This is a genomic window from Vibrio sp. F13 (assembly GCF_020806305.2).
Classification (GTDB): domain Bacteria; phylum Pseudomonadota; class Gammaproteobacteria; order Enterobacterales; family Vibrionaceae; genus Vibrio; species Vibrio crassostreae_C.
The window spans coordinates 750,137-769,474 of record NZ_CP170176.1 but is presented as its reverse complement, the minus strand read 5'-3'; the positions used below and the strand labels follow the sequence as shown (position 1 = coordinate 769,474).

Below are 19,338 nucleotides of genomic sequence, written 5' to 3'. Positions count from 1 at the left end.
TAAGCAGCCATAAGAAAAGGAAAGACATGTTTAAAACGGTTATCGACAACGAACTCTCCATCGCATTGGTTGAAGAGAGCTTCGCTTCTCACTACGCGGACATCTCACAAAACCAGAATGAGTACCTAAGCCAATGGCTCGTGTGGCCGCCACATTGTAAAACCGAGCAAGACTTTAGGATCTTCATCCAACGCTCGCTACACGATTATGCGGAAGGGAAAAGCATGACCTGTGCGATCGTGTATCAAGACAAGGTCGTCGGTAACTGCAGTTTCAATACTATTGATCATGATAAGCAAAAGGTGACGATAGGTTATTGGTTATCTGAGACATACCAAGGAAAGGGGATTGTGACGCGCGTTGTCCAGAAGCTGATTGATATTGCTTTCAATGAGTTAGATATGGAAAAGGTAGAGATATCAGCCGCAACCGGTAACCAAAGCAGCCGTAAGGTTTGTGAGCGCTTACATTTCACGTTAGAAGGTATCATCACGCGTAACGAAAACTTGAATGGTCGCATCATTGACCACGCTATTTATGGCCTTCATCGCTCTAAGCTCTAAGCTCTAAGCAGTAGTACTAAGAAGTCACTAGCTTGTAAATCGGAATATGAAAAAGCCACGGTATTAGTCCGTGGCTTTGTTATTTGACGAGCCTGAAGAGTTCTTAAAGCTACAGTTTATGCGATCTTAGGAATCACGATACTGAACTTGGCACCACCATGGTTGCTGTCGTCGATTTTGATATCCCAAGAAAGTTTTTTAGCCGCCGATAGAGCAATCGCGAGGCCCAACCCCAATCCACCGTTGGTCGACGTTCTGCTTGAGTCTAGTCGAGAGAACGGAAGGAATACCTCATCACGCCTATTCTCTGGTATTCCAGAACCATTGTCTTCAATCACCACCAGCCAGTTTTCTGAGTTCTCATCCAGCGTCATCCACACTTTGTCTTGTGTGTAATTACCCGCATTCTTGAGAACGTTATCGAACACCAAGCGTGCCATTGAGCAATCACACTTAATCTTGCACTCTAGCTGTACCTTAGATTCAAAGGTGGCATTGTCTAGTTTCGAGTAACGAATTCGGTCTAGGCAATACTCACGAAGATCGGAGGTCACTTTAACGAGCTCAAAGAAAGAGTTATCCATGACATTCAACTTCGACAGCATGATGATTTCTGACGTGAGCTCGTTGATATCCTCAATGTAGGTATCAATGTCATCGAAAAGAACCTGATGATTATCGGGGGCTCCCCTTCTTAGGATATCGGTAGCCAGTTGAATACGACTTAGCGGAGTTCGTACTTCGTGTGGGATAGCTTGAGCGAAAATATGACTTTGTTTTACTTTGCTTTCGATCTCTTCAGCCATGAAGTTAAAACTGCTGGCCAAATCAGAAACAGGATGGATGTCGTCCATGTCAGATCGAGTACTAAGCTTGCCCTTACCAAACTGTTTCTGCTTCTCGACGAGCAACTCTATTCTTTCTTGAAAACGCCTCACAGGTAAGTAAGCACTTACTCCAATCGCCACAATCACAGCCAACAACAGCCCTAACAAAAAGTGTCGTTCTGAGTCTTCGTACCATTCAATGTCAGGAGAGAAAAAGTCCCCTACCTCACTGAACCCAAAACTGAATTTAGAGTTTGGTAGCTGAAACACGGTCGAATAGAGGTTGTCATCACTTAGATATATCGGCACACCGTTTAAGGTTGTGTATAACTCACATTGTTGGCAAGGCGCCTCGCCCGACCAATTCTCCAACAGGCGTAAATTGAATATATAAAATTGTTGGTAGCCTGTTCTATCGAGCTCTTTATAGAGTGAGTTTTCTTGATTGTGTTGACGAACATACTGCTCCGCAAAGTAGATGCCATCATTGAGGAAGGTTTCGATCTCGGTGCGTCGCATGTACCCCTCACCAAGGTTCAAGAACAAAAATATCGTTGCCGACATCCCAGTCACAATCCCAAGGTATAAGCGAGCAAACATCGAAACCGAGCGAAGCTTCGTAGCAATGAACTTACGCAACCAGCATGTACCCCTTGTTGCGAACCGTACGAATCAACTGTTTGTCTTTTGCGTGAATGCGCAGCTTTCGGCGTAACCCAGACACGCGCATATCAATCGAGCGGTCGTTGAACGCGTAATCTATCCCTCTAAATAACTGACAGCACTGGTCTCGAGTCACGACCTGACAGATGTTATTAACGAGAAGGTTTAAGATTTCAAATTCAGCAGAAGTAAGCTTGAGGTTTTGGCCGTAGAGCGTGGCACTTTGAGCAGAGCTGTTGATTACAATATCGCACTGTTTTTCAGCCGTAGTTTCTTGCGCAGTTTTTACGGGAGTCGCTCGACGCAATAACGCTTCAATTCGCGCTAACAAGGCATGGCCACGAATCGGTTTGGCAACGTAATCGTCCGCACCAAATTTAAACAAGCTGACCTCGCTCATTTCATCGGCGGAAGCCGTTAGCACTAAAATCATTCCATTGTAAAACTCACGGGCTTGACGGCAAATTTGCGCGCCGCTCATCCCTGGAAGCATCAAGTCCAACAGCACTAAATCAGGTTCAATACTACGGATCGCTTCAAGTGCCAAGTTCCCTTCATGAACAACGCTAACATTGTAACCTTCAGCTTCGAGGTAAAGCGTCGTTAGACGAGCTATCTCTTGGTCATCTTCAACAATGAGCACTTTGGTTTTCGACATTCCTATCACCAGTATTTATTAAAAGCGAAGGCAGTATATATACTGGTCATAGATCATCAATATTGGAATCAGAGCCCTACATTTACCGTACGCAAAACATAGTAATCACTTTTGTACATACACGTTTACAGAATAGAGAACCAACAACCGGTGCGCCTTGGTTTATCAAGGTTTCCTCCTTCAGAGCACACCATTTTGATGTGCAAGGAAAGTGGCTCTTTGATAAAAGCGAACTGCTGCTAAACCTAACCTGTACAACAAAGCAAAAAGAGAAGCTGATAAAAGCCAGATACAACGCAGAACACGACTGTTTAACGGAGCTTTATAATCGCCGTGGGATCAGCAACCTTCTAGAAACCAGCATTGCCTATCGCTCACCGTTTGAATTGATGTTTGTCGACCTTGATGGCTTCAAATTAGTTAATGACACTTATGGGCACACTGTCGGAGACCAACGACTCAAACAGGTTGGTGAACGCCTTAAACAGTTGGTTGATGAGAAATGCATGATAGGGCGATTTGGTGGCGACGAATTCATTGTGATTGCCCACACCTGCCGAAATCAAAATATCCCACTACTTTGCTCTCGCATCATTGATGCCTTAAACCGAAGTTTCCATATCAGAGGCATCGGCAGTTTATCTGTCGGTTGCAGCATAGGTACCGCGCATTTCCCTGATAACGCGGTTGACCAAGAAACATTGCTAAAGCAAGCGGGTATGGCGATGCATCTTGCAAAAGCGAATGGTCGAAACCGCTTCCAAACGTTTACCCCAGACTTAGCACAAACCCTGCATCGCAAAGTAGAGATCCGCCATCGACTGGCACGCGCCATAGAAAACGACGATCTCAACCTTCACTATCAACCGATCATGAACACCAACAGCGACAAGGTGAAAGGGTTTGAAGCCTTGCTTCGATGGTCAGACAAAGAGCTAGGTAACATAGGCCCTGATGAGTTTATTAGCTTAGCGGAGGAGACGGGGCAGATTGTACCGCTCGGGAAATGGGTTCTGAACTCTGCACTCAAACAGCTATCGATATGGCAACGTGAGTTTGATAGTGAGTTGATGATGAGTATCAATATTTCGAGTATTCAGATGCACGCGACCTTTGCCGAGCAGCTATTAGCAATGTTGAACTTCTACAATATCCAACCTCAAAGCATCGCCCTTGAGATCACCGAACCTTCCATGATCTTCAAGCATGGTAAAGTCAGGCAAGCGTTAAGCGATATTTCTAAATTGGGCGTAGAGCTTCACCTTGATGACTTTGGCACAGGCTACTCGTCACTGTCGATGTTGCATGACTTACCGATTAGCACCGTGAAACTCGATAAAAGCTTCGTCCACGGTTCACACAAAGGGAGCAAAGCGATTGTCCAAGCCACCCATGCTATCTGTGAAAAATTGGGGCTAAAAGTGGTTGCTGAAGGTGTCGAAACCGAAACGCAAAAAGCGTTCTTAATCGATTGTGGATACCAGTATCTTCAGGGATTTTTATTTAGTAAACCAATTCCCTCAAATGAAGTCGAAAGTCAGTTTTTGAATGGTCGACAATCCTACAATTAAAGACTTATTTATCAATAAATTAAGTCGTTTGAATGCTTCCTAAACAATCGGCTGCTGTGGGTGTGTACGCTTACGTATGCTTACATAGCGTTTAACAGTAAGAGGAAATAATTAAGCTATTGTTTATAAAGAAAATTACTTAGAAATTCACACAATAAAACACCAAACCATTATACCCACTAACTGTAATGACTTGGGTATTTAGATTACCCTCATTCCGTCCCTTTAGCAGAGCAAATAATCGGTAACCATGAACAGACAAAACGGCTTCACTCTTTTAGAACTCATCATCTCTGTATTAATTTTAGCGATCGTTTCGGCGACAGCTATGGTCAAGTTCTTAGACGTTCAAGGAAGTGCTCGGGCGAGTAAAATACATGATGTGGCTGGTAACCTTCGCACGGGTATCGATATGATCTACGCGAAGTCAGCGATTGCTGGCGTTGAGGATGAGTGCAACTATGTTGAAAAGACGGAGATTGAGACCTACTACGTTTGTCATGGTTACCCAATCGCCTATGTTGACTCACTAAGAAGACTGCTCAATATCGACGCAACAGAGCTTCATGTCATCAACAAAGAAGTAGACTCTGGCAGCAATGCAGAAAGAGTAGCCGCCATCTCTTTCGACACCGAAAACTACACCTATTCGCCAGAAGGAGACTTTTGTCAGGTGCTTTATCAGCCAGAAAAAGAACCACAGATCGTGGTGCTTGATGGTGCATGTTAAATACTCAACGATTGCACGCTTCCATAGTTAACACAAAGCCACCGCAACAGATCTTTGAATATCATGTGGTTACGCTAACATTTGCTCAAAAATAACACTAATTGATCTAACTTGTTGCTGCTTATACTTTTAGGCAGTGCTCATGGTATAGCACCAACCTCATTCATATCTTATTTTCATCACTAGCCGATTAATATTTACATAGACACATATTTGATACATATGTCAATAATAATTCCATTAAAATTCTTTAATCAACACATCATGATAAAAATCATCCTTTCCCTATTTTAAATATCCCACCTTAAAGTTTAATTATTTAAATTTCGTAACAGAATAAATTAAAGTCAATCATTCAACAAATATAATTAATTCTATCATTTATTACTTTAATTAAATCACCAAAACAATACGCCACATAAATTATATTAATATCACATAAAATGACATAATTTAATTTTATCATGAAAAATTCTGATAAATCTCACACATCGATAAACCGAATGAATACCATCAGAAGCTACATTAGAAACCTCTAAATCCAGTCGCTAAACCTACCGCGTAGAAGCTGTGAAATGGATAAATACCAAAACAAATGGATAAATCCCCCTTACCCCTTGTAAATCATTGGCTTTCATTTATAAATTCAACTTTTGGGTGAACATCTCCATAACCTTTCATTAAAGCCCAAATTCTGCGATTAGTATCAACATCTTGAGATAAAATGGTGACATTTTGGTTATATTATTTAGATTGAACTCTTGTGTTGAATGAAAATCCCAGCCATCACATATCCATCACACAAATATAATAACTATCGCTTAGGAGTTAAGCTATGCACTGTTCTTTCAATATAAATAACAATAATGAGAGCTTGCAACTAATCTACAATGAAGAAAAAATATACATTAAAAGAGACAGTAATAAGATATCAGAGGAAACTCTTAATAGTAAAGAGAGTTTTGTTTTCAAATACCTTATTGAACACTCGTCAATATCAAACCCTCAATCTGCACGAGATGTTGAAGAATCTTTTAAATTACACTTTGACGAAGAGTTTAGCTTATACGCGTTAAAAAACATTATTGCTTCTATAAGAAAGAAATATCGAAGCTTATGTAAAAAAGCGAAGGTAGATAATAATAGCGAACTTATCTCTAACCTTTATAAGGTAGGTTACTTTATCGATCTCGATAAAAGCTCAACCAACCGTATCGCACCAAAGTATGACATCAACCAGTTCAAGCCCAGCCAGTTCGAGATGTTGAAACTGATGTTCAACACCTATCATCGAGAACTGATCAAGGCTCTGATAGCCGTGTTCACCATCTCTTCCTTTTTCCTATTCGTTGTCTACTTTTTCCAAATCCTTTATACGACGAAGATTGCGAATGAATACAGTGAGAACACCAAACACATTGCAGCAGAAGTCATGGACTACGGTTGCGATAGCCACGGGGCTGTGCACTCGCTAAGGCACTCGCTCAACCTTGACTCTGTCGTCATGACCACACCTTATGGCTCCTGCTATATCTCGAAAACACGTTCTAAGATGATAGAGCTCAATCAAGTAGACGACTTCTACGATAGTGCTGACTTGGCCTATTCACGCTTCATGGATACCGAGCACGACATTGAGATGGTTGCTCGAATATCTAAACGATCTATCGAAGCTCGATACAAGAACTCACTATTGCCTCTATTAGTCGATTCGATTTCCATCCAGAAGAATGGTTACCACATCTTAAACCTTGGCGAAGAGAGTAAATCTATCTATCAAACCTCCCTACCAACGGGTGCAACCATCACCTTCTACAGTGACGACATTGTTGCACTATGGATTGCGCTTTCTCTGATACTCGCCACCCTGCTTTATCGCTCCTATATTCTGGGTTTTGTGATCTACCTGTTTCGTTGGAAACACATCTCCTTTGAAGAAGAGCCGATCATCAACACCGAAGACAACTGCGTTCTCTACTACGAGTTGTTATCTCGTGTGCGTAACGTTGGCGTTTTAAGCTTCATCAACACCATGAGACGCACCAATTTACTCACCTTTCATACTATTTTACTCATCGAGACAGTCAGAAAAGCGAAGTTAAACAACAGCCATGAGATCTATGGTGTCAACGTGTGTCCGAGTGCTTTGGTAGGGTCGAACTTCGCAAGGCTCAGAGAGCATTTAGCCGCGATGGAAGCGAATGAGTTTGTCGTAGAGATTACTGAATATTCGAACATTGGCTATGGGTGTGAGGTTATCGATAACATTAAGGATATCAAAAAGCTTGGTATCACTATCGCTCTGGATGACTTTGGTACGGGCAATAACAACATCGAAATCATCAATGTTATCTCTCCGGCCTATCTAAAACTGGATCGTTGCTTTGTTAAGGATATCGAGTCAGGAGAGCATCATCAGGGTGTATTGCTCAATATCTCGGAGATTGGACGCCTATCAAATATCACAATGATTTATGAAGGTGTCGAGACGCGTAGGCAGCAATATATCTTGTGTCAGTTAGGCTACAACTTACATCAAGGTTACCTATATAGCCGGCCTAATGACTCAAAGGAGCAATAGGCCCAGCCTAATAGAAATCTTGATCAGCAACCATTTCCTATTCAAATAATCATCGCTCATACAGCTGCTTGAGAGCCCACAAGGACGTAGGCTTCAAGTACCCTCCCCGCCAAACATGCTTTATCCAAATATAAAAATATCCGATCCATTTTCATAAAACCCTTGCCAATTCGAATAAAAAGGTTAGTGTTATATACATGTATATCACCATGCAGTTTTAATTATGACCGAATGGAAAGACGACCAACCGATCTTTAGGCAACTTGCCGCAAAGATCAGTGACCAAATTCTTCAAGGTGTTTGGTTAGAGCAACAAGCATTACCCTCTGTGCGTGCGGTTGCTGCCGATCTCAAGATCAACCACCTTACTGTCATGAAAAGCTATCAGTTACTGGTGGATGAAGACTTGGTAGAGAAAAAACGCGGCCAAGGCATGTATGTGGCCGAAGGGGCACTTCAAAAATTGAAAGAGTCGGCACACCAATCATTCATCAACACACAGATCCCAGCCATCGCTGAGACGCTAAGCATCATTGATATGAGTGTCGAAGAACTCGTGAAACAACTAGCACAACATATAAAGGACAAGTCATGAGTACTTTACTTTCCGTGAAAAACGTAACCAAAACCTATTCAAATCAAGTGGGTGTCGAAAACATCAGCTTTGAGTTAAAGCCAGGGCAAGTACTTGGTCTGCTTGGCCACAATGGCGCGGGTAAATCGACTCTGATCAAATCACTGCTTGGTGGACACAACTATCAAGGTGAGATTGAAGTAAACGGCTACCACCCTATCCACCAGCACGCAGAGCTCATGCAGCACTTGTCGTACATCTCAGATGTTAACGTGTTACCCGAGTGGATGACGGTTAAACAACTGCTTCGATACACACAAGGTGTGCACCCTAGCTTCAACAAGCAAAAAGCAGAACAGACGTTAAGCAGCACCAATATTAAGTTGTCTTCTACTATCAAGCAGCTTTCTAAAGGGATGAAAGTACAACTTCACCTTGCGATCATCATCGCGACTGACACTCAAGTGTTGATCTTAGATGAGCCTACACTGGGCTTAGATTTGCTGTACCGCGATACTTTTTATCGCCACCTACTAGAATGGTTCCACGACGGCGAACGCGCCATGATCATTGCAAGCCATGAGGTTTCAGAAATTGAACACCTATTAACGGATGTACTGATTTTGAAGCAAGGTCATTGTGTACTGCAAAAAAGCATGGAAGACATCGAGAGCGACTATTTCATTATTGAAGTCGCAAACAACCATTCAAGCGAGATTCAGAAACTCAACCCACTGACCTCACAATCAGGGCTAGGCACTACTAAGTGGTTATTGGAAGGTCAATACAAAGCGCAGGTTGAATCACTGGGTAACATCTATAACGTTGGTCTCGCAGATCTATTCCTTGCAACACAGATGGAGAAGGCATAATGCATCCAAGTTTTTACATGCTAGAAAAAGAACTCATCGAGCACAAAGTTAACACTCGATTGCCTCTGTTTGTCGCGTTATGTGGTTTCTTACTGTTCGTTGGTCTGTTCTTTAATGGCGCAGCACAACATGAGTTTTTCTTTGAAATGCAAGTGAACGGTGACGTGAGCGACATCCACAGAGAGTTCGCACAAGATCTCAACTCAGTGATCTACTTTGGCGCGGGCCTTATTTCACTGATCCTGTCGACGCTATATATCCCTAAAACGCTGCGTAAAGAGCGCCAAGAAGGCAGTTCGATGTTTTGGAGAAGTATGCCGGTATCTAACGTAATGACTCACGGCGTGAAGCTAGGATTCGGTTTAGTGGTTATTCCGGCTATCTGTGCATTGTTAGTGCTGTTCGCAGATTTTCTATTCTGGATATTGAACGTCTCAAGTGAACAACAACTGGCGCTATTGGTTGAGCAGCAATCTCTGTTTTATGTGCTGAGCAACTGGGTCGTGTTTTTTGGACGAATGATGTTAGTTGCACTGGTTTTATTGCCACTGGCAACCGTCACTCTAGCGATTTCGCAGCTGGTAAACTCTCCACTGCTTGTCATTTTCATCTCAAGCTATGCGATTAAGTTCCTCTCTGTCGCCGTGTTTGGGTTCTATGGCATCAATGACTTCCTATCTCTCATCGCGTCATTGCCAATGAATGTGCTCATAGCAAGCAACCCATTAAGTGCGATTGCAGAAGCGCCGATTTTATCTTTAGGTATTTATGCACTGATCGGTGTTGGTGGCTATCTGCTGAGCCTAAAGCTGAACCGAACCGATGATGTCAGTTTGAAGACGCTCTTCCAACGTTAACGCATTCGCTCCTGACGTTGGTGTTATCTCTCCCGAGCAGTTAACCACATCAGATATCAAAATCTAAATCAAAGCTTCTGAGAAATCGGGAGCTTTTTTTGATCACGACTTTGCCAATACAGAAATGAGTAACAAGAACAAAGGGACAAAAGGACAAAAGGACAAAAGGACAAAAGGGTTTTAGTAGGAGTAATAGAGTGAAGCAACAAGAGAATCTAAGAGGAGGTATTAATGAGCTGACATTGAATGCATTGTTGTTAATGCCTGTCAGCTCTTTGGGGGATGATTTCTTTAGTCGCCGACCAGATGAAGGTCCTTGAGAGTGCTAATGAAATCGATTTGTTGCGTTTTACATTTGATTAAGCTTTTCAGCTTTTTTTTATCTTAAAGCTTTACGATTTAAAGCTTATTTCTTTGAAGCTTCTTTCGCTGTGTCTTTCCAGTATTGGATGCGAACGCGATGAAGCTGTGCTCTTCTCATTTTTTTCATAAGGGATATTTCCTTTTCTTTAACTGCTCTTCATGAGCTATTTTTATTGCCAACCATTCGAATCTAACGGTGTTTGATGTCCAGATCAATGATACAAATCACAAAATTTATAGAGTTTTGAGTACCATTTACATCAAAGTATGACCTAGATATCAACTATGGCTCAATTCAATCCTATGAGCCGCTCTTCAAAATTAAGGTTAGTTCTCTCAGATGACAAATTCATTTCAGTATCAATACAGTTCAATGATACGTACTTAATAGACCGGACCAACGCGGATTTAGTTCCAGCATCTTATCTTTTATTACTCACCTTAGCCATAAAGTTACAGCGTAACCCAACCTGTGTTAGATGTGAATAATTAATCGCCACATTAGCCTATACGTCACAACATCAAAATGGGATTATGTTTGTAACGGGTAGAGCTTTTTATAGAAAAAAGCCGTATTGGACAAAATTAAATAGACGTAATTAAATGGACGTAATTATGAGTAAAGTAATTCTGCAAGGGCATATTCTAGTGCCAGACAACGACCTAGAAGCAGTGACACATGCCTTGGTTGTGCACAAAGAACTGACACTAGAAGAACCTGGTTGTATTGTGTTTCGAGTCAGTCAAAGCACGCTTCAACCTAATCGCTTTGAAGTGTATGAAGAATTCACTAGCCGAGAAGCATTCGAAATGCACCAACAGCGAGTAAAAGCCTCTGAATGGGGTGAAATCTCCCAGAACGTGACACGTCACTACCAAGTCACCGACGTTCCGACATCATAATGATACATCCGCTAGCCAACCACATCGTCACGTTGATCAAACAAGATCCCTTACGAATGCAGGTTTTAGACTGTGTCGCTCACCTGGATTTGCCGCAGTGCTATGTTGCTGCGGGCTTTGTGAGAAACCTCGTTTGGGATCACCTACATGGTTATGCCTCCCCGACTCCCCTCAATGATATTGATGTGATCTACTTTGATCCCATTGATACCTCTTACGAATCGGATCTTCGATACGAGGCTCAGCTTAAACAACGGTTACCTGAATTGAATTGGCAAGTTCGCAATCAAGCCAACATGCACACCAGAAATGGGGATGAGTCTTACCAAAGCTCATTGGATGCGATGAGTTACTGGCCAGAGAAAGAGACCGCAGTGGCCGTAAAGCAAAGCCTCAATGGAGACATCGAATGTATTTCGTCTTTTGGTTTAGAGAGTTTGTTTGATTTGCAAATCACACCCAACCCAAAGCGTAACCGAGATATCTTTGATCAAAGAGTACAATCCAAGAACTGGCTGACCCAGTGGTCCAAGTTAACGATTAGTCACAGTTAACTAGCTTTCGAATTCAAAGCTAAAACCATTGACTAAAAGCCCAATCAGATCGAACATGCCCCCACTTGTTAGCTTATTAATTTATTAGCTTAGTAACTAATCAACTCATCAACCGCACGCGACCACTAACTGCTGCGCTCTCTCGTCATACTGAGTAACGACCATGAACCAACAATACATGCAGCAAGCTCTTGAAGCTTCGCGCCAAGCCTTACCTGATTGCCAACCAAACCCGCCAGTAGGCTGCGTTTTGGTAAAGAACGATAAGGTGGTATCTGTTGGGTACACGCAAAAAGTCGGTGGAAACCACGCCGAGGTTGAAGCGCTCAATAGCTATGACGACGGATTGGACGGAGAAATGGAAGGGGTTACCGCTTACGTAACTTTAGAGCCATGTTCATTTGTTGGCAGAACACCCGCTTGCGCCAATACATTGGTTAAAGCCGGTGTAAAACACGTAGTAGTAGCAATGCTAGACCCTGACCCTCGCAATAATGGCCGTGGTGTTGCGATCCTTGAATCGCACGGCGTGAAGGTGGATGTGGGGTTATGCCAAGCGCAAGTAAGCGCCTTTTTAACCCCTTACCTTGGTAAGTCCTAGATCTTAAACAGCCAGTGCTAGTTCAATTTCACGCGGTAAAGCGGATTGACTGGCTTATCGACAAAGTATGACCAAATATGATCGTAGACGGCATGTTGGTTGGGGAACGGCGCAAGTGCTTTCGCTTCCTCTAAATCGCACCAGCAATACTCTGTATGTTCGTCATTCAGTTCAATCGCTTGGTTGGGTGGGCATAGCACCGCAAACACAGGGATTAACTGAATTACATTAACGTGCGCCTCGTAAAACTGCTCCAGAAACTGCGCGTTATACAAAGCTTCCACTTTAATTTGGGTCTCTTCTTCAAATTCGCGCACGATAGCCTGCCAACCTGTTTCGCCCGCTTCAATCGAGCCTGCGACATGGCACCAAAATTCGCCTTTCACACGCTTCATTAATAGCATTTTCATTTGTCCGTCGATCTCTGAAAGAGCGACACCAGCTACGATGGAAGTATTGAGTGGAATCATCACGTTACCTTAGGTTGAATAAGAGGGCGGCAAGGCTACCACCCTTCACTTGTTAAGTTACCTTCTCTGATTAGAAACGAGAAGTCACTCATCAATTCATGAAGTTCAAGCCATAACTCATGGGTTCAGTGTTAACCATCTCGCTTAGCTATCCTGTAATAGAACCATTTCTTATTTGAGGCGCTTTTCGATAAAGAGTAGAATCGCCGCCTCGTACTGTGTTTAAAGCCTCTAAACATACACAGTAGACTCGCAACCATTTATCACCACGATATAAGTATTAATACGACTATGCACTCATCAAAATCATCGCACGACTCAGAAAGCAGCCACACACCTGAGCATTGCTTCACTCGTTTTCAACAGCCGATCGAGTCATATTCGTTGCCAGAGCGTTTTACCTTCCCGTTCTATTATGAACCACACTCACTGTGTGAAATCGCTTCTCATCAGCTTCAACAATATCTAGAAACTCAAACCGACTGGCAGCATGACTTCGGACTGGATTCTGACGCTGGTCGCGGCAAAATGTTTGGTGTGTTACTGGTGAAAAGTCCTGAAGGTGAATTGGGTTACTTCTCTGCTTTTTCAGGGAAAATCGCCGACCAAAACCTATTGCCTCACTTTGTACCGCCCGTGTTCGACATGCTGAGCAGCGACAGCTTTTTCCATCAAGACACAGCCGACATGATGGCTGTAAACGCTGAGTTTAAAGCGCTGCAAGCAAACGCTGAATACCTTGAGTTATGCGAGCAACTGGCGCAGCAAAAAGCGCAAGCTGAGCAAGAGATTGAAGCTCAACGTCTATTGATTATTGAAGGCCGAAAAACGCGTAAAGAACAACGTGAACAAGGCAAAGAAAACCTTGATGAGCAAGCCTTCGAACAGCTAAATAATGAGCTAAACAAAGCCAGTGTTGCCGACAAGAACCAGCAGAAGTACCTAAAACTCAACTGGGAACAGACTCTGCAAGTATTGCAGGCTAAAGTTGATGTGTTCACCACTCAACTGGCTGAGCTAAAAGAGCAAAGAGCACACATTTCTCATCAGCTTCAACACAAGTTGTTTTCACAATACGCTTTCCAAAATGCGGAAGGAAACGTTGAAGACCTTAACCAGATCTTTGAAAACACGCCAAACAAGATACCACCAGCAGGCTCTGGTGAATGCGCTGCGCCTAAATTGCTGCAATACGCGTACTTGAATGGTTACACGCCATTGGCATTGGCTGAGTTTTGGTGGGGTCGCTCTCCAAAGTCCGAAATCCGCAAACACAAAAAATACTACGCCTCTTGCCAAAGTAAGTGTGTACCGATTTTAGGTCACATGATGAAAGGCTTAGAAGTCGATCCCAACCCATTGCTAGAAAACCCAGCTGAAGGCAAAGACCTCGATATCCTGTTCCAAGACGATCACATCGTTGTGGTACACAAACCAGCAGGTTTTCTATCCGTACCGGGTAAAACCATCAAAGATTCGGCTTACACTCGTGTTCAAGAAATGCACCAAGATGTTGAAGGGCCATTTGTTATCCACCGTTTGGATATGGCGACCTCTGGCATTCTGATATTTGCTTTAACACGACGTGCGAACAAAAGCTTACAGAAGCAGTTCATTACTCGTGAAGTTGAGAAGCGATATGTCGCAATGATTGAAGGTGTACTAGACCAAGATGAAGGCTATATTCGACTGCCATTGCGTGGCGACTTGTATGACCGCCCTCGTCAGATTGTTTGCTTCGAACACGGCAAGCCTGCAGAAACCAAATGGGAAGTGATTGAGCGAAACGAGCAAACCACTAAGGTTTACCTGCACCCTAAAACAGGCCGTACACACCAGTTACGTGTTCACTGTTCACACCAAGAAGGGCTTAACATGCCTATCGTGGGTGATGGCCTATATGGAAATAAAGCCGACCGACTGCACCTACACGCAGAAAGACTTGCACTGCACCACCCAGTCACCAAAGAGTGGATGGAATTCCAGTTCGACGCTGAATTCTAAAATCTCTCATTAGTACCGAGCTTTAATAGGAGTCACACCGCTTGTGGCTCCTACCTCTTTTGGGTATATCTCAACGCTTATTGCACTACATCAAGATTCACTTTGTTGTGAAGAGTAGCATGCCCTCCTTCTTCTCTCCTTGAGGCCTTTGATATGTCATCAGCTGCTTTGAATTTACACCACAACACACAAACTTCTTCTTTGATAACTGCGCAAGCACCAAGCTTGAAACCACTAGCAACCAAAAAGCCTAATCTAAATTTGGCAATGCTAAGCTTAATTGAAGAAGTTAAAAACGAACTCCCACTTTACGAATCGGAGACGTTTATCTGTGGGCCAAAAGGAAACTGCTCGGGTTGCTCTAAGAAGCTACTAGAGATGGTCGACAGTGAGTTGATGTACTGGGAGCACAGTATTTCCATTGGCCAAGGCCCCAACTTCGAAGAACTGCGCCACTTTGGTAAACTATGCAGCAGCGTTCGACGTGGTTTAGAGCGTAACGGTTTAGTCGAAAAGCGCCCAAAGAAAAGATAACAAGCCAACTCGATAATCATTACAATGTGTCGTAGGCGATTACAAGCTACCCTGCTACTAACTGATTGAACTCGTTAGCTATAAAAGTAATAATGTTTTGTAATACAATTCAGTATGCAGACCGACTTCGTAGATTCGAACTCATAGAGATAAGCTCATCGATACTTTCACTATATCCTCGAACGCCTCTATCCTTCTTGTCTGACGTGCCTTAACCTTCTGTATATCAATATCACATCAATTAGAAACCTATCTTGGACAACGGAGAGCCACCTTGAAGAGACCACAACCAGTACTGGGAAAGACCGGTATGCTATTTTTTCTCGTCATAATAAGTGCTTTCCCTCCATTGACCATCGACCTTTACCTACCTGCGCTTCCGCAGATGGTCGAGGTGTTTAATACTGACCGATCCATGGTCAACCTAACCCTGAGCAGCTACTTCGTTACTTACGCCATCGGTCTTTTGTTCTGGGGGCCGCTCAGCGAAAAATTCGGTCGTAAGCCGATCCTATTAATTGGATTAGCGGGTTATATGGTCGCGAGCATATTGTGCGCGATGACCAATAGCATCGAACAGTTAATTGGTGCTCGTGTATTCCAAGCCTTTGCTGGTAGTGCTATCACCGTTATCGCTACCGCCATTGTCAAAGATCTTTATGATGGCCGAGAACGTGAAAAGATCATGGCGACTATCATGTCACTGGTGATCATCGCGCCAATGGTTGCGCCTGTATTTGGTGCCTTTCTACTGAAAATTGCTTCTTGGCGAATGATGTTTGTCACGCTCGCCATTTTTGGTGCATTTGCGTCAGTATTAGCTTGCTGCTACCGAGAAACACTCGAAAACAAATACCAAGGTTCTATATTCCGATCATGGGGAAGAATGGGCGTGGTCATGAAAAACCGCTCGTTCGTCAAGCTGCTGGTCATTTTCTCTATCATACCGATGGCGTTGATGGGCTTTCTTGCGGCGGGTTCTTATATCTACATCGATCACTTTGGATTGACCGAACAACAGTTTAGTTACGCGTTCGCATTCAATGCACTGTGCGCCTCATTTGGTCCAACAATTTACATGAAGTTGTCCTACCGAATGCCGGTTCAAAAGGTCATCTCAGGATGTTTTGCTTTATTAGCGCTTGCGGGAATCTTCACCCTAACCATTGGCGACCTGTCCCCTTGGTTCTTCATGTTCATCGCTGCACCAGCGACATTAATGGCGATCATCATGCGAGTACCGGGGACCAACTTGATGTTGAATCAACAAGATCATGACACGGGCTCTGCCGTCGCACTGATACAGTTCTTCAGCATGATTTGTGGCTCGCTTGGCATGGTATTAGTTTCAATCCGCCCAGAGTCACTGATTGAAAACCTAGGCTTTATCCAATTATCCATCGGTACGCTAGGCGTCCTGATGTGGCTAATGGTCAGAAACAAAGAGTTCGTGACTAATAAGCTGAATTAAAGCTCTCAAGCCTAATTGTCATTCACACTACAATAAACTTGAAAACCGCTATAACGAAATTAGAAACCGTCTACATAGGCGGTTTTCTTGTATTTGAAGACGTACATTGAATTTTCAAGCCATGAGTTTCACGCACAAAAAAGCTCCTATTAAGGAGCCTTCTTATCAGAGCCAGTGAGCACTCAGTTTGGTCAATTGTTACTAAGCTTGAGCCACTTGACGTGCTGGGTGTTTAATAAACACAGCAACCACAGCCACGATTGCAAGAGCAAAACAGTAGTAAGAGTTAGCTACAATATCCAAAGGCGATAGGTTAAATACCGAACCTAACAGCAATACCTGCGCACCGTAAGGCAACACGCCTTGAATCACACAAGAGAAGATATCCAACAAGCTTGCAGAACGACGTGGAGACACATTGTTCTCTTCCGCCAATTGACGAGCCACACTACCAGACACAATAATCGCTACCGTGTTGTTTGCAGTACATAGGTTCACCATAGATACCAAGCCAGCAATGCCTAGCTCACTCGCACGACCATTCGCTTGCTTAGAGTGTGAAGAGCCAAACGCACGAATCACACCACTTACTAAGTTAGTCAGGAACGCCAATCCACCTTGACGACGCATTAGCTCACTCAAACCGCCAATTAGCATCGACAATAAGAAAATCTCCTGCATGTTGCCGAAGCCTGCATAGATATCTTGAGCGTAATCAGTCATACCGTATTTCTCAACAGAACCTAGGCTCACGCCACCCGCCAGCAAGATACCAATCGCCAACACGACAAAGACATTCATGCCCGATACCGCAAGAATCAAGATAGTGATGTACGGAAGGACTTTTAGCCACTCGATTGGACCTGTTTCAGGAACCTGAGTTGCCGTGCTGTTGAAAGCAAAGATAACAATCGCGATAAGTGCAGCAGGAAGTGCAATGCGGATGTTCTCTTTAAACTTATCTCTCATCTCACAGCCTTGCGAGCGTGTCGCGGCAATCGTGGTATCAGAGATGATAGAAAGGTTGTCACCAAACATAGCGCCACTTAGCACTACGCCAGCGGTTAGAGGAATACTCATGCCAGCTGAGTCAGCAATGCCTAGTGCAACAGGAGCAACCGCAGCGATAGTACCCATAGAAGTACCCATTGCCGTCGCAATGAACGCCGAAATAAGGAAGATGCCCGGTAGGATCATGCTCGTTGGGATAGCAGATAGACCAAGATTTACCGTCGCGTCCACGCCACCAGAAGCTTTAGCCACAGCAGCAAAAGCACCCGCCAATAGGTAGATCATACACATTGCAATAATGTCTTTGTGACCCACACCACCTAAGAACTGCTCGATCGCACGGTTCAATTTATCTTTGCTCAATAGCAACGCTAACATCACGGCAGGCAGAGCCGCAATCGGAGCTGGAAGCTGATAGAAAGCAAAATCGACGCCTTGTAGCGACAGGTATGTACCCACGCCAATAAACAGCGCAAGGAAAACGATCAGAGGGATAAGCGCCACTGCAGAAGGGGCAATTACCGCGTTAGAATTTTTTGAATTGGACATGGAACGACAACACAATAGAACAGGAAGGTGAGCAGACTAATGTCACACTTAGAACTTGTCAACGTCTAGACGTCTAAACGCCTAATTTAATGCAAAGTAATAAGAACCCTATTAAGCATCACGTAATAAAAAAGGCTATTTACTCATCAGTAAACAGCCTTTCGATAACAGATAGTGCGCCGCTAGAAGTTAGCGTTTCTGCTTGAACGTTACTTGGTATTCACCAATGCCTTCGTAGTGGAAGGTCGTTGGTTTATCGAATTCCATTTCCACGATACCGCAGTAAGAGCCCGTGATAATGGCTTCACCCGCTTGGAAATCAACACCACGACGTGTCATGTAGTTAATCAGCCAGTAAATTGGGCTTGCTGGCAGTGTATTCGGGTGCTTACCGTCGAATGCTTGAACTTGCTCGCCTTGAGTCACTTCAATACTGATCTCTGCAGAAGTGAACGCTTTTTCGCGATCAATCTCAGAGCCAATAAATAGACCTTGGTTTACTAGGCCATCGGCCAGCTTTTCATAGAACTCAGCGCCGCTGTCATCCGCAAAACGAGACTGCATTAACTCAAGTGCCATGTGGCAAGAACCAATCGCTTCGTTGATTTGCTCTTCGCTGTAGCCTTCTTGGCTTGCAGGCAGGCTCTTAGCAAGCGTAAATGCGATTTCAGGCTCAACGCGTACTACGCCGTTGTCAGCAAACAGTTCACAAACTTCGCCTTGTTGAACGCTGCCCGAGAAGATTGGCGCAACAACAAACTTGTCTTCAGCTAGAGGAAGTAAGCACTTCCAACCGCCGACTTTATCGCTTTTCAAATCGATCATTGAAGATTGGATCTTTAGCGCATCTTCCAAGTTATTCGGACGGTACTGTTCGTCCAATCTTGGTGCTTTGGTGCCAGCAACACGACGACTCAACAGTTCTTCAGCTGCTTGTTTAAATACATTTGTCATATAATACCACCTTTAGTTTTATGACCAG

General features: G+C 43.6%; 17 protein-coding genes and 1 pseudogene. 13 read left to right on the top strand and 5 right to left on the bottom strand.

The window, feature by feature from the left end; genetic code table 11:
- Positions 1 to 26: 26 nt before the first annotated feature.
- On the top strand, positions 27 to 563 hold the full coding sequence (locus LMH68_RS18440; RefSeq protein WP_102331999.1) for a GNAT family N-acetyltransferase: 537 nt from the start codon (positions 27 to 29) through the stop codon (positions 561 to 563).
- Between the two features lie 116 nt (positions 564 to 679).
- Here the strand turns inward: LMH68_RS18440 and LMH68_RS18435 are convergent, their stop codons facing one another.
- Together LMH68_RS18435 and LMH68_RS18430 are read right to left on the bottom strand one after the other, a co-directional pair.
- Positions 680 to 2,029: a sensor histidine kinase gene (locus tag LMH68_RS18435; RefSeq protein WP_229648239.1), complete on the bottom strand. Its 1,350-nt coding sequence runs from the start codon at positions 2,027 to 2,029 to the stop codon at positions 680 to 682.
- Positions 2,022 to 2,711, bottom strand: a complete 690-nt coding sequence (locus tag LMH68_RS18430; protein ID WP_017060591.1) for a response regulator transcription factor — start codon at positions 2,709 to 2,711, stop codon at positions 2,022 to 2,024. Before LMH68_RS18430 ends, LMH68_RS18435 begins: the two co-directional genes overlap by 8 nt.
- Positions 2,712 to 2,893: 182 nt before the next feature.
- Between LMH68_RS18430 and LMH68_RS18425 the strand changes: the two are divergent.
- The 9 genes and pseudogenes from LMH68_RS18425 to LMH68_RS18385 form a co-directional block, all read left to right on the top strand.
- Positions 2,894 to 4,282: pseudogene (locus LMH68_RS18425) on the top strand (putative bifunctional diguanylate cyclase/phosphodiesterase); the annotation flags it as partial.
- A gap of 250 nt (positions 4,283 to 4,532) precedes the next feature.
- On the top strand, positions 4,533 to 5,012 hold the full coding sequence (locus LMH68_RS18420) for a type II secretion system protein (RefSeq protein WP_017060589.1): 480 nt from the start codon (positions 4,533 to 4,535) through the stop codon (positions 5,010 to 5,012).
- An 835-nt stretch (positions 5,013 to 5,847) separates the two neighbouring features.
- Positions 5,848 to 7,593 carry an EAL domain-containing protein gene (locus LMH68_RS18415; RefSeq protein ID WP_229648240.1) on the top strand — a complete coding sequence of 582 codons (1,746 nt, stop codon included), beginning with the start codon at positions 5,848 to 5,850 and terminating at the stop codon, positions 7,591 to 7,593.
- 223 nt (positions 7,594 to 7,816) lie between these two features.
- The gene (locus LMH68_RS18410; RefSeq protein WP_054547155.1) at positions 7,817 to 8,188 is read left to right on the top strand and encodes a GntR family transcriptional regulator; all 372 of its coding nucleotides are present in this window, start codon (positions 7,817 to 7,819) and stop codon (positions 8,186 to 8,188) included.
- Positions 8,185 to 9,039: an ABC transporter ATP-binding protein gene (locus LMH68_RS18405; RefSeq protein ID WP_017079596.1), complete on the top strand. Its 855-nt coding sequence runs from the start codon at positions 8,185 to 8,187 to the stop codon at positions 9,037 to 9,039. The genes LMH68_RS18410 and LMH68_RS18405 overlap by 4 nt, the downstream gene beginning before the upstream one ends.
- Positions 9,039 to 9,896, top strand: coding sequence for a hypothetical protein (locus tag LMH68_RS18400; protein WP_229648241.1), 858 nt, complete (start codon positions 9,039 to 9,041; stop codon positions 9,894 to 9,896). Before LMH68_RS18405 ends, LMH68_RS18400 begins: the two co-directional genes overlap by 1 nt.
- A gap of 978 nt (positions 9,897 to 10,874) precedes the next feature.
- Positions 10,875 to 11,162, top strand: a complete 288-nt coding sequence (locus tag LMH68_RS18395) for a putative quinol monooxygenase (RefSeq protein ID WP_017060584.1) — start codon at positions 10,875 to 10,877, stop codon at positions 11,160 to 11,162.
- Positions 11,162 to 11,716 carry a nucleotidyltransferase family protein gene (locus LMH68_RS18390; RefSeq protein WP_229648242.1) on the top strand — a complete coding sequence of 185 codons (555 nt, stop codon included), beginning with the start codon at positions 11,162 to 11,164 and terminating at the stop codon, positions 11,714 to 11,716. The genes LMH68_RS18395 and LMH68_RS18390 overlap by 1 nt, the downstream gene beginning before the upstream one ends.
- Before the next feature lie 163 nt (positions 11,717 to 11,879).
- Positions 11,880 to 12,317, top strand: a complete 438-nt coding sequence (locus tag LMH68_RS18385) for a bifunctional diaminohydroxyphosphoribosylaminopyrimidine deaminase/5-amino-6-(5-phosphoribosylamino)uracil reductase RibD (protein WP_229648243.1) — start codon at positions 11,880 to 11,882, stop codon at positions 12,315 to 12,317.
- Between the two features lie 17 nt (positions 12,318 to 12,334).
- On the opposite strand, the gene LMH68_RS18380 is transcribed toward LMH68_RS18385, so the two are convergent.
- Entirely contained in the window at positions 12,335 to 12,787 is a 453-nt protein-coding gene (locus LMH68_RS18380) for an NUDIX hydrolase (protein WP_229648244.1), read from the bottom strand.
- A gap of 291 nt (positions 12,788 to 13,078) precedes the next feature.
- On the opposite strand from LMH68_RS18380, the gene LMH68_RS18375 reads away from it, so the two are divergent.
- From LMH68_RS18375 to LMH68_RS18365, 3 genes are all read left to right on the top strand, one after another.
- Positions 13,079 to 14,791, top strand: coding sequence for an RluA family pseudouridine synthase (locus tag LMH68_RS18375; RefSeq protein ID WP_229648245.1), 1,713 nt, complete (start codon positions 13,079 to 13,081; stop codon positions 14,789 to 14,791).
- A gap of 153 nt (positions 14,792 to 14,944) precedes the next feature.
- The gene (locus LMH68_RS18370) at positions 14,945 to 15,325 is read left to right on the top strand and encodes a hypothetical protein (RefSeq protein ID WP_229648246.1); all 381 of its coding nucleotides are present in this window, start codon (positions 14,945 to 14,947) and stop codon (positions 15,323 to 15,325) included.
- 310 nt (positions 15,326 to 15,635) lie between these two features.
- Complete coding sequence (locus tag LMH68_RS18365; RefSeq protein WP_229648247.1) at positions 15,636 to 16,796, top strand: multidrug effflux MFS transporter; 1,161 nt, start codon at positions 15,636 to 15,638, stop codon at positions 16,794 to 16,796.
- A gap of 201 nt (positions 16,797 to 16,997) precedes the next feature.
- Here the strand turns inward: LMH68_RS18365 and LMH68_RS18360 are convergent, their stop codons facing one another.
- Both LMH68_RS18360 and LMH68_RS18355 read right to left on the bottom strand, forming a co-directional pair.
- Complete coding sequence (locus LMH68_RS18360; protein ID WP_229648248.1) at positions 16,998 to 18,356, bottom strand: Na+/H+ antiporter NhaC family protein; 1,359 nt, start codon at positions 18,354 to 18,356, stop codon at positions 16,998 to 17,000.
- Between the two features lie 189 nt (positions 18,357 to 18,545).
- The gene (locus LMH68_RS18355) at positions 18,546 to 19,310 is read right to left on the bottom strand and encodes a hydratase (protein ID WP_229648249.1); all 765 of its coding nucleotides are present in this window, start codon (positions 19,308 to 19,310) and stop codon (positions 18,546 to 18,548) included.
- Positions 19,311 to 19,338 lie beyond the last annotated feature (28 nt).

Bases quoted from the DNA above. Each gene is read 5' to 3' on its own strand.
- LMH68_RS18440 (WP_102331999.1), top strand. From the start codon at position 27: ATGTTTAAAACGGTTATCGACAACGAACTCTCCATCGCATTGGTTGAA.
- LMH68_RS18430 (WP_017060591.1), bottom strand. From the start codon at position 2,711: ATGTCGAAAACCAAAGTGCTCATTGTTGAAGATGACCAAGAGATAGCT.
- LMH68_RS18420 (WP_017060589.1), top strand. From the start codon at position 4,533: ATGAACAGACAAAACGGCTTCACTCTTTTAGAACTCATCATCTCTGTA.
- LMH68_RS18415 (WP_229648240.1), top strand. From the start codon at position 5,848: ATGCACTGTTCTTTCAATATAAATAACAATAATGAGAGCTTGCAACTA.
- LMH68_RS18410 (WP_054547155.1), top strand. From the start codon at position 7,817: ATGACCGAATGGAAAGACGACCAACCGATCTTTAGGCAACTTGCCGCA.
- LMH68_RS18405 (WP_017079596.1), top strand. From the start codon at position 8,185: ATGAGTACTTTACTTTCCGTGAAAAACGTAACCAAAACCTATTCAAAT.
- LMH68_RS18400 (WP_229648241.1), top strand. From the start codon at position 9,039: ATGCATCCAAGTTTTTACATGCTAGAAAAAGAACTCATCGAGCACAAA.
- LMH68_RS18395 (WP_017060584.1), top strand. From the start codon at position 10,875: ATGAGTAAAGTAATTCTGCAAGGGCATATTCTAGTGCCAGACAACGAC.
- LMH68_RS18390 (WP_229648242.1), top strand. From the start codon at position 11,162: ATGATACATCCGCTAGCCAACCACATCGTCACGTTGATCAAACAAGAT.
- LMH68_RS18385 (WP_229648243.1), top strand. From the start codon at position 11,880: ATGAACCAACAATACATGCAGCAAGCTCTTGAAGCTTCGCGCCAAGCC.
- LMH68_RS18380 (WP_229648244.1), bottom strand. From the start codon at position 12,787: ATGATTCCACTCAATACTTCCATCGTAGCTGGTGTCGCTCTTTCAGAG.
- LMH68_RS18375 (WP_229648245.1), top strand. From the start codon at position 13,079: ATGCACTCATCAAAATCATCGCACGACTCAGAAAGCAGCCACACACCT.
- LMH68_RS18370 (WP_229648246.1), top strand. From the start codon at position 14,945: ATGTCATCAGCTGCTTTGAATTTACACCACAACACACAAACTTCTTCT.
- LMH68_RS18365 (WP_229648247.1), top strand. From the start codon at position 15,636: ATGCTATTTTTTCTCGTCATAATAAGTGCTTTCCCTCCATTGACCATC.
- LMH68_RS18360 (WP_229648248.1), bottom strand. From the start codon at position 18,356: ATGTCCAATTCAAAAAATTCTAACGCGGTAATTGCCCCTTCTGCAGTG.
- LMH68_RS18355 (WP_229648249.1), bottom strand. From the start codon at position 19,310: ATGACAAATGTATTTAAACAAGCAGCTGAAGAACTGTTGAGTCGTCGT.